The sequence below is a fragment of the Bradyrhizobium sp. 45 genome (genome assembly GCF_023073155.1).
GTDB lineage: Bacteria > Pseudomonadota > Alphaproteobacteria > Rhizobiales > Xanthobacteraceae > Bradyrhizobium > Bradyrhizobium canariense_D.
This window is the reverse complement of sequence record NZ_JADPIX010000134.1, coordinates 33,503-46,822: the sequence shown is the minus strand read 5'-3', so window position 1 is coordinate 46,822 and position 13,320 is coordinate 33,503. Positions and strand designations below refer to the sequence as shown.

The 13,320-nt window shown below is 65.4% G+C and carries 6 protein-coding genes; 2 read left to right on the top strand and 4 right to left on the bottom strand.

Going from position 1 to position 13,320, the window contains the following annotated elements; genetic code table 11:
- Positions 1–125: 125 nt before the first annotated feature.
- From IVB42_RS31365 to IVB42_RS31350, 4 genes are all read right to left on the bottom strand, one after another.
- Positions 126–1,106 (bottom strand): LLM class flavin-dependent oxidoreductase, encoded by a 981-nt coding sequence (locus IVB42_RS31365; RefSeq protein WP_018455685.1) that lies wholly within the window; start codon positions 1,104–1,106, stop codon positions 126–128.
- Positions 1,103–1,834, bottom strand: coding sequence for a 4'-phosphopantetheinyl transferase superfamily protein (locus IVB42_RS31360; RefSeq protein ID WP_247372448.1), 732 nt, complete (start codon positions 1,832–1,834; stop codon positions 1,103–1,105). The genes IVB42_RS31365 and IVB42_RS31360 overlap by 4 nt, the downstream gene beginning before the upstream one ends.
- Positions 1,835–2,079: 245 nt before the next feature.
- On the bottom strand, positions 2,080–2,250 hold the full coding sequence (locus IVB42_RS31355; RefSeq protein ID WP_162847227.1) for a hypothetical protein: 171 nt from the start codon (positions 2,248–2,250) through the stop codon (positions 2,080–2,082).
- Between the two features lie 141 nt (positions 2,251–2,391).
- On the bottom strand, positions 2,392–8,841 hold the full coding sequence (locus IVB42_RS31350; protein ID WP_247372452.1) for a non-ribosomal peptide synthetase: 6,450 nt from the start codon (positions 8,839–8,841) through the stop codon (positions 2,392–2,394).
- Between the two features lie 142 nt (positions 8,842–8,983).
- Between IVB42_RS31350 and IVB42_RS31345 the strand changes: the two genes are divergently transcribed.
- Positions 8,984–12,454 carry an AAA family ATPase gene (locus tag IVB42_RS31345; protein ID WP_247372455.1) on the top strand — a complete coding sequence of 1,157 codons (3,471 nt, stop codon included), beginning with the start codon at positions 8,984–8,986 and terminating at the stop codon, positions 12,452–12,454.
- Positions 12,451–13,245: an rRNA adenine N-6-methyltransferase family protein gene (locus IVB42_RS31340; RefSeq protein WP_247372460.1), complete on the top strand. Its 795-nt coding sequence runs from the start codon at positions 12,451–12,453 to the stop codon at positions 13,243–13,245. Before IVB42_RS31345 ends, IVB42_RS31340 begins: the two co-directional genes overlap by 4 nt.
- The last annotated feature ends 75 nt before the right edge of the window (positions 13,246–13,320 follow it).

Here is a 13,320-nt window from a genome sequence, read left to right as displayed (position 1 = left end):
GCCCATCATTCTCCGTCATTGCGAGGGTAGCGAAGCAATCCAGAATCTTTCCGCGGAGGGACTCTGGATTGCTTCGCTACGCTCGCAATGACGATGTGGATGGTTAGGTCGACTTCATCCACAACTCAAAACATCCCGCTTGCCGCGAGCGCCTTGCAGACGTGCTGCATCTCGGTCTCGTCCGCGACCATGTCGAGCATGATCGTGGTCAGCCCCTTCGCGGCAAACTCCTTCAGCTTCGCGCCGATCTCCGCGTAGCTGCCGACGAGGTAGGGGCAGTCGGCCTGGAAGGTCAGGAACGGCAGCAGCCAATAGCCATTGTCCGCGAGCTCGCCGCTCTGGCTCTCGTAGAGGCGCCGTTTCCACACGGAATCGCTGTTCTCCACGGTGAGCGCGAGCAGCTCGCGATCGTCGGCATTATCGCGGAAACGCGCCTTTGCCGCTTGCCGCGCCTCGTCGCGTCCCTCGCGGGCGAAAATTCCAAAATTCATGCCCGGCGCATCGAGGCCGCGGTCGAGATCCGGCGGCAACATCTGCATCTTGATGCAGCCGGTCTCCTTTGCGACGCGCTGTGCCGGCTCGGACTGGCCTGCGACCAGAAATTCCGGCATCAGCTCCGGCGGCAGGCGCGGCCGCAGTTGCAGGTTGCTGGCGCGGTAGAACCGGCCCTCGAAAGTCGTCGGACGCGGGCTTGCCAGCAGCTGGCGCATCAGCGCAACGAATTCGCCGAGCCGGACATAGCGATCGGCGTGCGACTGCTCGTCGCCGAGCCCCTGCAGATCGCTGACCGCCGTCCCCGTGATCATGTTGAGATAGACCTTGCGGCCGTGGAGCTGCGCAAAGGACGAGACGAATTTTGCCGCCGTGAACGGGTGCATGTAGACCGGATTGACCGCGATCAGCGGCGAGGATCGGGTCGTCTCGCCGATGATGTGCTGGGCCATCGCCCAGGGCTCGACGAACACGTCGTTGCCTTCGAATAGCAGGATGCCTTCGAAGCCGTTGCGATCGGCGAACTGCGCCACCCGCATCAGCTCGTCGACATATTTCTTGGGGTCGCGGTTGCGCGAAATCGCGGGAAAGACGCGCAGCCGCCGCGGCGTCATTCAGCCGCCTCCTGTAGCGGCCATCCATTGCGGGTGATGGGAAGGCCGCCGGTGGCGCGGGAGCCGTCCGCGATCGCGAGACGATGCGAGGGCGACGGCGAGATCAGCTGGAATCGCCAGCCTTGCGGATCGTCGGGGATATCGGGCTTGAAGCTGATCTCGATGGCCTCGCGCGATACCTGCATCGCGAAGGCGTCGAGCGGCAAATTGAGGCCGAAACCCCTGGCCTTCAGATAGGCTTCTTTCAGCGTCCAGTAGTCGAAGAAGCGCTCGGTCGCGGCGGGCTCCGGCAGCCTGCGCAGCGTTTCGACCTCTTCCGGCGCGAAGAACCGAAGCGCGGTCGACAGCGGCGCCACCCGACGCGACACGGTCTCGACATCGACGCCGACGGTCTCATGCCCCGACACGACGCAGGCGACGCAGCCGTCGGCGTGCGACAGGCTGAAATGCAGCGTGCTCGATGTCCTGGGTGATGCGACAAACGGCCGCCCGTAACGCCCGGCCGCAAATGACCAGTCGGTCGGTGCGACCTCAGGTGCGACGTGCGAGAGCGCAAGGCGCAACATCGCGTGCGCGAAAATATACTGTCGCTGGTGCCGCTCGAACACGAAGCGGTCGGCTCGTACCCGTTCGTCGACCGAGAGCAGGCGCCGGCACGTATCGATCGCACCTGGCGTGTCAAAATTCTCGATCAATCCGACAAACAGTTCAATTCTGTCGTCTGCCATCAATTGGGCCCATGGCGCCAAGCCGGGGCCAAATCCCCTGCCATGACGGAAGAATCAACTGAGCAAGAATCAACTAAGCGGACCGCTTCTAGCGGTCCACTCGGGCGAATCCTTGTCGATTGCTGGCCGGTTTACGGGCGCAAGCTTGTGCGAGACCCCAACTCGACACGCGAGCGGCCAAATGTGAAAAATGAAGCCCGAAAACTGAAGCCTGAAGATTCGTGCGGCGTCCCGGCCGACGAGTCTTACGTCTTCTTCTTCTTGGACTTCTTGGAGCCGCCCAACATCGAAATGCTGGCGTCGACGTCCTTCAGCGCGGACTGCAGCTTCTTCTTCTCGGCGCCGAGCAACTTCTGCAGGGCCTTGCGGTCCTTGTCGCTCAACGAGGTGCCCTTGGTAAATTTGATGAAACCCATAACGAACTCCCCGGTTGAAAATACTCGTCCAAATCAAAACGCGAGAATAATCTTGCGCGATGGCGCCAAATAATCAAGATGCAACTTGGTCATTCACAGCTTTGACGAGTGACCCCGTATTCGTCCGTGATGTACGGTCGGTCATGCCGCCCTGCGATTGAGCAATCGGCCGAGCGGTGTGTTGGGTTGGGCGAGGGCGGCCGCGAGCAGCGCGACGAGATCCTCCATCCACTGGCCGACCGTAGCGCCGTCGAGCAGCTCGCTCTTGTAATTGCACGAACCGGTGATTCCCGTCGGCCGCTCCTTGAGCATCAGCGACAGCCATGTCTGGTCGATCGGCAGCACCGGCTGGCCTTCGCGGGCGATGTTGCCGATCGATCCTGTCGTGAGATCAGGCAGATCGAGCGGCTGGCGCAGCGGATTTTGCAGGGTGAAATAGACCTGGAGCAGCGAGGCTGGATTGACCCCCTCCTGCTCCAAATGATCGGCCAGGATGTTGAAAGGCAGCTCCTGGCGCGCATGCGCGTCAAGCACGCTCTGGCGGACCCGGACTAAGGCTTGCGCGAACGACAGCTCCGGCGTGATTTTGGTACGAACAATCACCGTGTTCTCGAACGGACCGACGATCCGGTCGGTGTCCGGCTGGGCGCGATTGGCCATGGCGGTGGCGATAGAGATGTCGTGGCGGCCGGTCCGCGCCAGCAGCACGGCTTTCAAGCCGGCCAGCAGGCACATGAACGCCGTGCAACTGTGCTGGCCGGCGAAAGCCGCGAGCCGGCCGATCAGCTCACGCTTGAGACTGACCGGATGGTGCCCCCTGGACGGGCCCGGCCTTGATTCGCCCTCGAAGAGGGGAGCCGCCCCGCGCAAATTCTCGGTCCAGTCGGCCGCCTGACGGCGGGCGGCATCGGTGCCGCACCACCAGCGCTGCCAGCGCGCCACGTCCGAAAAGGCCGGCGGCGGTTTCGGCAGCGGCACCGACGAATATCCGGCCAGCGCCGCATAGCGGTAGGACAATTCCTCGAACAGCACGCCGATCGACCAGCCATCGACGACGGCGTGGTGCAGCGTCAGCAGCAACACGTGATCGCCATCGTGGAGCCGCAACAGCCGGGCGCGCAGCAGCGGCGCGCGCGTGGTGTCGATCGGGACATAGGTCTCCTGTTCGATCAGGAGATTGATCTTGCGGAGCTCCAGCGCCTTGCGCCGCTTGTTGTTGTGGGGCTGACCGTCGCCGATCGTCCCGACAGTCAGGACACGGCCGAGGGCGCCGGGCGCGGCGATGCGGCTGACGGGCTCCCCGCCGCTCCAGCCGAAATGAGTCCGCAGCGATTCGTGCCGGCGCACGATGTCGTCGATCGCCTGCGCCAGGGCGGCCGGATTCAGCGGCCCCTGGAGGCGGAAAGCGAAAGGCAGGTTGAACAGCGGCAGTCCGCGAAGATTCTGCTCGATCCGCAGCATCTGGTCCTGCGCGATCGAGAGCGTGGGTGGGCTGCCTTCGGCCAGGCTCGCGCCAGCCAGCCTTGCAAAACTTGCAGCCGGCTTGCGCGGCTTTGCCGCCACGACCTCGTCGACCCGCCGGGCAAGCTCGTCGATCGTCGGTGCCTCGAAGATGGTCTTGATCGGCAGCGACGCGCCGAGCGCCCGAGCGACCCGCGCCATGACTTGGCCCGCCAGCAGCGAATGGCCGCCGAGGTCGAAAAAATTGTCGGTGACGCCGAGGCTCTCGACCTTCAGCAGGTCGATCCAGATGTCGGACAGCACCTTTTCGGTGAAGCGCCGCGCCGGCGCGGCCGCATCCGGTCCGAACGTTTCCTGCTGCGCCGGCGCCAGCAGCGCGGTCCGATCGATCTTGCCATGGGCATTGAGCGGCACCTGATCCAGGAACAAGAACGCGGACGGGATGGCATGGTCCGGCAGCCGGCTCTTCAGGAAGTCGCGCAGCTCGCTGGCGCTGCTCCGGCTGCCGGATCTTGCGACGATATGGGCAATCAGCCTGACATCGCCGCTCGCTTCGCGACGCGGCTCGACGATGCCGGCGCGCACACTGGGATGGTCGGCAAGCGCGTTCTCGATCTCCTTGAGCTCGATACGGTAGCCGCGGACCTTGACTTGATGGTCGGCGCGACCGAGGCATTCGATCGTGCCGTCGGCACGGCGGCGGGCGAGGTCGCCGGTCCGGTACAGCCGGCTGCTTGCTTTGCGCGAGCACGGATCGGGCAGGAAGCGCTGCCGGTTCTGCGCGGGATCGTTGACATAGCCGCGGCCGACACCGGCGCCGCCGATGCAGAGCTCGCCGGTCACGCCGACCGGCTGCGGCTGCAGGTTTGCGTCGAGCACGTAGAGCTGCATGTTCGGCAGCGGCGCGCCGACCGGGACATGGCCTATGTCGGTCGCCGGCGCCTTGGTCAGGCGATGCAGCGAGACGTCGTCGGAACATTCCGACGCACCATAGGCGTTGATCAGCGGCACTTTCGGACAGCGGGCGAACCAGGCCTTGCACAGATCGACGGGCAGCGGTTCGCCCGTCGAAATCAGAAGGCGCAGCCTCGCAAAGGCGCGTCGGATTTGTGCCTCGTCCATACGATCGAGGATCACTCGCAGCAGCGACGGGACGATCTCGAGCACCGTGATGCCCTCGCGCTCGATCTCGCGCGCGAGCAAAATCGGGTCCTGCACGATCGCGGTACCGCAGACATGGACGCGCGCGCCGACCATGGGCCCCGCGAGGAACTGCCACACCGAGATGACAAAACTCTGTGGCGCGGTCTGCGCGATCACGTCCCGGGACGAGAGGTTCAGCTCGGAGATGAGCGAGGCCAGATGGTTCGAAAGCCCGCGCTGCTCGATCATAACGCCCTTGGGCGCCCCGGAGGACCCGGAGGTGTAGATGAGATAGGCGAGGCTCGAAGCCGCGCGCCGCGCCGCACGGGCCGGCTTGGTCGACGCTGGCGCGATCGCGTCCTCGAGCTCGGCCATTTGGATGCGCTCGACCAGCGGTTCGAGCAGCGCCTCCGCCATGGATGACTGCGCCCGTCCGATCAGCAGCATGCGGGCCCCGCTCGATCCGAGGATGGTTGCGAGCCGTTCCCGCGGCTGGTCGGGATCGAGATTGAGGAAGGCGGCGCCCACGCGTTGCACGGCGATCATCGCGGCGAGCAGGTCGGGCCCGCGATCTGCAAGCAAGGCGACCACGGCCTCGGCGCCGACGCCTTCGAGAGTGAGCCAGCGCGCAGCCGCTTGGCTGCGGCGCGCCAGCTCGCGGTAGCTCAGGGATGTGCGGCCGTCCGACACCGCGATCGCGTTCGGCGTCTTCTTGACCTGGCGATCGAAACCTTCGCTCAAATTGCCGCGCGCGACGAAATTGGCCAGCACGCCCCGGCCCTGCGCCAGCAGCTGCCGGCGTTCGGCCTCGGTCAGGAGTGCCAGGCGGGAGATGCGCTGCTCCGGATCGGCGATGACGGATTTGAGCAGGGTTTTCAACTGAGCGGCCATGCCCTCGATCGTCGCCGCGTCGAACAGATCGGTGGCGTATTCGAAGAAGCCGGTGAAACGGCCGTCGGCCTCGACCAGTTCGAGCGTGATGTCGAATCGCGCCACTTTTGGATCGATCTCGATCCGCCGCGTCGACAGACCGGAGAATCGTGCCGCCTCGATCGAGGCATTCTGGAGGATGAACATGATCCGGAACAGCGGATTGCCGTCCGTCCTTCGTGCGATCTGAAGCGAGCGCAGGACTTCCTCGATCGGGAGATCCTGATTGCGATAGGCATCGAGCGTGACCTGCCGTACCCGGCGCAACATGTCGCCGAAGCTCGGATCGCCGCCAAAATCATTGCGCAGGATCAGGGTGTTGGCGAACAGTCCGATCAGGCGCTCGCTCTCGATCTGATTGCGGTTGGCGATCAGCGATCCGGTCGCGACATCTTCGTGTCCGGTGTGACGGAACAGCAGGCACTGGAACACGGCGAGCAGGGTCATGAAGGGCGTGACGCCCTGGTTCTGGCTCAGCGCGCGCAGGTCGGCCGACAGGGTTTTGGAGAATTCGAGATAGTGACGGGCACCGTGGCCGCTCCAGACCTCCGGCCTTGGGCGGTCGGTTCGCAGCGGCAGCGTGGTGACGCCGTCCAGTTGCACCCGCCAGTAATCGAGCTGCTCCTTGGCCGCCGGCGTCTGCGCCCAGCTCTGCTGCCAGAGCGCAAAGTCGCGATACTGGAAGGCGGGCGAAGGCAGTGCCGCCACGTCGTTCTTGCGCGCTGCCGAATAATGGGCGGCGAGTTCTTCCCAGAACAGCCGCTGCGACCAGCCGTCGGTGACGAGGTGGTGGACGTTGACCACCAGCACATGGCTGCTCTTGTCGAACGAGAGCAGCGTGACCTTCAGCGGTGCCTCGTTCGCAAGGTCGAACGGATGTTGCGCGAGCCGGAGTGCTTCGCGCCTGACAACAGCGACCCGCTTGTTCGCGGGGCAGGGCTTGAGCTTGATCCGCTCGAACCGCGGTGGCGATTGCAGCACAAGCTGCACCGGCTCGCCCTCGCGTTCGACGATGACCGACCGCAACGCCTCATGGCGCGCCGATACGGCGGTGAGGCTCGCAGAAAGTGCGGCGACGTCGAGCCCACCCTTGAGGAGCGCGACTTCGACGACGTTATAATTGTAGCGCGTGGGGTCGAGCCGCGAGAGCACGTACATCCGCTGCTGCTGGAACGACAGCGGCGCGTCTGCTTCCCCGGCCTGGCGCCAGGCCGGTAGCATCGTTTCGCGATGGATTGCGGCGGTCTCGATCCGGGCCGCAAGCGCGGCGGCCGTGGCGCAATCAAAAACGTCCTCGAACGAGAAATCGACATTGAAGTGTTCGCGCAGGCGCGAACGCATCTGCGTCACCGCGAGCGAGTCGGCACCGAGCGCAAAGACGTCCTGATCGCCCCCGACCTGCGGCAGCTCCAGCAGATCGGCCCAGATCCCGGCGAACTCGGTCTCCAGCGCGTTGCGCGGCAGACGGGCCTCCTCCTCGCCGCCGCCCGTTGCAATCAATTCGGCGAGCGCATTGCGCTTGACCTTGCCGCTGGCGCCTTTCGGCAGCGTCGCGACGCTGCGGATCAGGCTCGGCACCTTGTAGGCCGCGAGCCGTTTCCGGGCGAACTGGCGCAACTGGTCCGAAGTCGCCTCGGAATTCGGCCGCAGCACCACGATTGCGGCGACGTTCTCGCCGAGCTTCGGGTGCGGGACGGCAAACACGCCGGCCTCCAGCACCGCCGGATGGCTGAGCAGAACCTCTTCCACCTCCAGAGGCGAGATCTTCTGCCCGCCGCGGTTGATGACGTCCTTGATGCGGCCGACGATGAAGAGATAGCCGTCGGCATCGAGATAGCCGAGATCGCCGGTCCGGAACCAGCCGTCGCGGAAGGCAGCCTGCGTCGCCGCCTCGTCATTATAGTAGCCGCGGCTCATGTTGGGTCCGCGCAGCATGATCTCGCCGTGCTGGCCGCTGGCGAGCGGGCGGCCCGTCTCGTCCATGATTGTGATCTCGGGGCCCGCGGCGCGGCCGACCGATCCGACCTTGCGCAGCTCGAACGGGTTGGCCGCGATCTGCGAGGCCGCCTCCGTCATGCCGTAGGTTTCGAGCACGGGAACGCCGAACGTCGCCTCCAACCCGTCGAGGATCGCAGGCGCAAGCGAGGCCGAGGCGGAGCGGATCACGCGCAGCGACGACGATCGGGCAAGATCCGGGTTGGCTTCCGCCGCCGTCAGCAGCGCGCGATGGATGGTCGGCACTGCCGTGTACCAGGTCGGTCGCAGCTGCCGCATCCAGCCGAAGAAGGAGGCTGCGTCGAAACCCTCGGTACAGACTACGCTGGAGCCCGCGGCCAGCGCCGTCAGCAGGCCGGAAATCAAACCATGGGCGTGAAACAGCGGCAGGACGTTGAGCAGACGATCGTGGGACGCGAGCGAGAGCACGCGGCCGGCATTGTAGGCGGAGAGGCACACATTGCGATGCGTCAGCGGCACCATCTTCGGCCGCGCCGCCGTGCCCGAGGTCAGCAGGATGAACGCGTCGTCGTCGCCGCGCGAGGCGCCGCTGCTGCTCGCCGGTCCGACCGCCGGCCCGACCAACGCGCAGCCGCCGAGATCGTCTTGCGGCCCCGGCACGAAATCGATCACCGCAATATCGAGCGCCTTGGCGACATCGCGGGCCGCCGAGTTCGTGTCGGCCCGGGTGACGAGCGCCGTCAGCTTCAATTCGCTGAAATAGCGTTGCAGCTCGTCCGCCGTCAGATCGGGATTGACGGGAACGCAAGCGCAGCTCGAGGCTACCGCGATCAGGGCCAGTGCGCTGTCGGCACCGCGCGGCAGCGCAACCGCGATGCGGTCGGTAGGAGCGATGCCGAGCCCGCGCAGCGTGCGGACGAGATCCTGCGTCCGCGCGCCAATCCCGCCGTAGTTGAGGACCGGCCGGCCGGGGGCGAGGAGGGCGGGGGCCACCGGCATCTTGCGGGCATGGAAATCGAGAAGACCGCCGATATCCTCGAATATCTTCGCTTCGGCCGTCGTGCTCGCTTCCCGCGGGGCTGGGCGTGTGGCGTCCGACAATTCCGTTCCCTTTTGATCCGATTGGGCTATTCTTCCAAGAAGTTAGGAAACGCGTCCAGTCTGAGGTGAAGTTTTGGCCCCAAAATCTGTGGTTGCGGGGCCCTAAGCCCTTCGACGGAGTGATTGGTCGGGCGGAATCACCATGCTGGAGAATGAGCCGGGCACGGGAGCGGAAGGCGGGCTGAAGCGCTGGCTCGAGGGTATCGGTCTTAGCCACTATACCGATCTCTTCGCGCAGCACCGTCTCGATCTCGACGTCATGGCGGACCTGACCGAATCCGATCTGATCGAGCTCGGATTGCCGCTCGGCGATCGGAAGCGGCTCCAGCGCGCCATGACCGCGTTGTTCCGGGCCGAAACCGCGGAGAAGCCCGACGCGACGGCTCGCCCGCAAATCCGGACGGAGGTCGGCGCCGAGCGGCGTCAGCTCACCACCATGTTCTGCGACATGGTGGATTCCACCTCGCTCTCGGTGCAGTTCGATCCGGAAGACGTGCGCGACATGATCGCGAGCTTCCGCGAAACCTGTGTCCGCGTCGTGAAGCATTACGAAGGTTTTGCTGCCCGCTTCGTCGGAGACGGTATTTTGGTCTATTTCGGCTATCCGACCGCACATGAGGACGACGCCGAGCGCGCCGTGCGTGCGGGGCTGGAAATCGTCCGGGTGCTGTCGACCGCTCGCGCGATCGAGCCGCGTGGCGCGCTCAGCCACTCACCCGCCGTCCGCATCGGCATCGCAACCGGTCTCGTCGTGGTTGGCGACCTCGTCGGACAGGGCACCGAAGAGCGCGACTCCGCGGTCGGAGAAACTGTCAATCTCGCCGCGCGCCTGCAGGGCCTGGCGCCGCCCAACGGTGTGGTGATTTCCACGTCGACCCAGTCGCTGCTGAAGGGGAAGTTCGACTACCGCGATCTCGGCGTCCACGTGCTCAAGGGAATCTCGGAGAAAGCCCAGGCCTGGCACGTGATGCGCGCCTCGCGGGTGGAGACCCGCTTCGCCGCCGCCATGGGCACGCGGCTGACCCCGCTCGTCAACCGGGAGGAGGAGATTGCGCTGCTGATGGGGCGCTGGCAGCAGGCCAAGGAGGGCGAGGGCCAGGTCGTGGTCAAGTTCGGCGAGCCCGGCATCGGCAAGTCGCGCATCATCCAGGAGATCTTCGACCGGATCGCGGGCGATCGCCATGGACAGGTCTCGTTCCAGTGCTCGCCCTATTACACCTCCACGGCGTTCTATCCGTTCGCCGAGCAGCTCAAATTCTCTCTCGGTCTCGATCGCGAGGATGCGTCCGTTCAGTCGCTGGCGAGCCTGGAGACCGCGATCGCCGCCGCTCATGGCGACATCGAGCAGGTTGCGCCGCTGTTTGCCGTGCTGTTGTCCATTCCGACCGGCGACCGCTATCCGCCGCTCGAGCTGTCGCCGCAGCAGCAAAAGGATGCGACCGTCGCGGCGCTGGTCAATCATTTCCTCGGCCTTGCGCGCGAGCAGCCGCTGGTGATCGCATTCGAGGATCTGCACTGGATCGACCCGACGTCCCGTGAGGTGATCGATCTCCTGGTCGACCGGGCACAGAACCGGGCAATCCTGGTCATCATCACCGCGCGCACCGAATTCCAGCCGAGCTGGAACGCCCATTCGCATATCACGACCCTGGTGCTGAACCGGTTGAGCCGGCAGTTGCGCGCGACGCTGGTCGAGCGCGTGGCGGGACGCGAGCTTCCCAAGGAGGTCATCGAGGAGATCATCGTCAAGACCGACGGCGTGCCGCTGTTCCTGGAGGAGCTGACCAAGACGGTTCTCGAATCCAACCTCCTGACCGAACGGCACGGGCGCTACGTGCTGTCGGGTCCGTGGCGGCAGCTTGCGATCCCGGCGACGCTGACGGACTCGCTGATGGCGCGGCTGGACCGGATGGGGCCGTTCAAGCGGATCGCGCAAATCGGTGCCACCATCGGCCGCGAATTCTCCTACGAGACTCTGCACGCGGTCGCCAACACACCCGCCGAACAGATCGAGGCCGCGCTCAATCATTTGGAGGAGGCCGGACTGATCATGCGCCGCGGCCATCCGCCCGACGCGCTCTACTCCTTCAAGCACGTGATGATTCAGAACGCCGCGCATGCGAGCTTGCTGCACAGCGAGCGGCGCAAGCTGCATTCCCGGATCGCCCAGGTGCTGGCCGAGATGTATCCCGAGAAGACCGAGCGCGAACCGGAACTGCTCGCCCATCATATGACCGAATCCGGCCAGAGCGAGAGCGCCGCCAGCTTCTGGCTCAAGGCCGGTAAGCAGGCGGCCAAGAGTGGCGCCAATCTGGAGGCGATCGGGCATCTGGGCCGCGGCCTCAGCGTCGTGCAGGCCAATGCGCGCATGCAGGGCGCCGACGAGATGGAGCTCGAATTGCGCATCGCGCTCGGCAACGCGCTGATCGCCGCCAAGGGCTATGCCGTGCAGGAGGTCGAGGAGAACTACGTCCGCGCCCTCGAACTCGGCCAGCAGCTCGACGACGACGAAAAGGCCTTCGCCGCCACGCGCGGGCTCTGGGTCTGTCATTTCATCCGCGCCGATCTGACCCGCGCGCACGATCTCAGCGTCGAGCTGTTGAAGTTCGCCAAGCGCGAGCGGCTGAACGAGGGGACGCAACCGGCGCAGCAGACCGGCTATCTGATCGAGGCGCATCGCTCGATCGCGATGACTATGCTCTATCGCGGGCGCTTTGCCGCGTCCCAGCATCATCTGCACCGCTGCATCAACCTCTACAGCCCCGACCTGCACTCCGATCTGATGGAGCGGCACGGCACCGATCCCGGTGTCGTCTCGCTGTCCTATCTCGGCTACCTCCTGTGGTTCCTCGGCCGGCCCGACGCGGCGCGCCAGCACAGCGAACAGGCGATCGCGAACGCCGAGAAGATCCGCCACCCATTCACGCTCGCCTTCGCGCTCGTGTTCGGCGCCTATCTCTGCCAGCATTTGCGCGATGTTGAGGGCACGCGCGACCACGCCAACCGCGCCATGATCATCGCCACGGAGCACAATTTCCTGCACTGGAAGCAGCAGGCGGCGATCCTGCGCGGCTGGGCGCTGGCGCAGCTCGGCGAGGCCGACGAAGGCCTCAGCCAGATGCGGTTCGGCCTCGACGAATACGAAGCGATGGATTCCTGGCTCGCCGGCTGCTGGTTCCGCTGCCTGCTCGCGGAGGCCTACGCCAAGGTCGGAATGCGCGATGCCGCCTTGCGCGCGCTGGACGGTGCGCTCGCGACCGCAAGACGGACCGGCGACCACTCCTACCTCGCCGAAGTCTACCGCCTGCAAGGCGAGATCACCCTGTCGGATGAGAATCCGGCCTCGGTGCAGGAGGCCGAGGACCTGTTCAACCTGTCGCTGGAGATCGCGCGTAAGCAGGGCGCTCTGTCCTGGGAGCTTCGCACCGCCGTCAGCCTCGCGCGCCTGTCGTACCAAGCCGGCAAGCGCGAGCACGCTCGTCTCCTGCTCGTACCGATCATCGGCAAGTTCAGCGAGGGCTTTTCCACGCCGGACCTGAAACAGGCGATGCAACTGATCGACGAGCTCGGCGTGGACGCGCTTGTTCGTAAACAGGCCGATTCCGTGAGATGAGCGATCTTGCCGCCGCGCGTGCGCGTTACGTGGAGCTGATCTCAAAACGCGAACGGATCTCTTCAACGCGCCTGCTCGAAGCCCTCGGCACTGTTCCGCGCGAAAAGTTTCTGGCGAAGGGGCCGTGGCGCATCAAGACCGAGGCGGCGCGCAACTATCGGCTGACGCCGGATGCCGATCCCGTTCATCTCCAGGACAATGTGCTGGTCGCGATCGATGCGCGCCGCAAGCTTGATACCGGACTTCCGAGCCTGTGGGCGCATTTCATCGATTTGCTCGACGTCGGGGAAAAAGACCGTGTGGTCCAGATCGGCTGCGGGCTCGGCTATTTCTCAGCCGTGCTGTCGAAGATCGTGGGCCCCAAGGGCAGGGTGCAGGCAATCGAATGCGACGAGCGGCTTGCGGCGCGCGCCGCAACCTATGTTGGCGCCTATCGCAACGTCGCGGTCGTCCATGGCGACGGATGCGAGGACATCGGCGAACCCGCCGACGTGATCATCGTTCATGCCGGCTTCTCGCAGCCGCATCCGCTCTGGCTTCGGTCGCTTCGTCCGCGCGGCCGGCTTCTGGTGCCGCTGACCCAGCGGGACCGCGAAGGCGCCGCCCTCAAGATCACCCGCAAGGGCAGTGGGTTCGAAGCCGAGGCGGTGCAGCAGATCCGGATATTTCCAGGCCAAGGCCGCGGTCGGACCGCGCTCGACGACCGCGTCGCCGACTGGTGGCAGCGCGCCTCCGCGCTGGCGCCACTGCGCTTTCGCGGCATCGCGCAGGGGTTGCCGTCGGATGGCTAATGCTTCGTTTCATTTTACCTTGATTGCGAATGTAAGTATCCAACGCGTCTCGGCGCCGCTATGACTGCGGCCTGA